Origin of the sequence: Vibrio sp. 10N.261.52.A1, assembly GCF_002876325.1 — a bacterium.
In the GTDB taxonomy this organism is placed as follows: domain Bacteria; phylum Pseudomonadota; class Gammaproteobacteria; order Enterobacterales; family Vibrionaceae; genus Vibrio; species Vibrio chagasii.
In genome coordinates, this window is the sequence record NZ_MCYD01001345.1 from 1 (window position 1) to 642 (window position 642).

Annotated in this window: 1 protein-coding gene; it reads right to left on the reverse strand. The window is 43.9% G+C overall.

Annotation, left to right across the window (positions count from 1 at the left end; genetic code table 11):
- Positions 1-642: type VI secretion system ImpA family N-terminal domain-containing protein (locus tag BCT81_RS27625; protein ID WP_198596981.1), on the reverse strand; the 642-nt coding region annotated here is incomplete at both ends.

Sequence of the window (642 nt, forward strand, 5' to 3'; positions counted from 1 at the left end):
CGTTGGCCTTGATGAAGTTAAAACTGATTAGGGTTGCACCTACTGCTTGGCATTTTTCCGCCAAGTTTTTCTCAATCAGTTCTAGCTCGCTGTAGATATTTGCCAGTTGAAAAAGCGTTTCAGAAACGCTTTGGTCAAATGCGCCTGAAGCGGATTCTTTCAGTTCGTTTATGTTGCCTTTACGCTCAGCAATCAAGTAATCGCCATAGGTAACGCCGGCACAGAAGTCGAGCATTTGAAAAGGCACATAAACAGAGCTGGTATCAACAGACTCACCAACGAGTTGTAGTAAGGGCTTAGTTCTGAATTCTGCAATCTCTCTTGCTTTTCCGGCCTCATCTGAAGCTTTTAGCTTAGCTTCTGGTGGCATCGGGTTTAGCGTATCCCAGAATTGGTCGATAAATTGGTTTAAAGCAGGGAGAGTATTAGCAAGGTTTTCGAATGGGCTAGCAGTAAAAAGCTGACTGGTAATATACCAACCTAATATTTCTAAGTCTTTCGACTGAGAAATGAGTGTTTCTTCTGAGACTTTTCGTAACTCAGCCCAGTTATCCGTGTTGGCGTCAACCAAGGCTGGATCTGAGGATGCATCAGGCGTCTCAACTAACTGTCTGAACGACGATTGAGCGCTATTGTAAACGT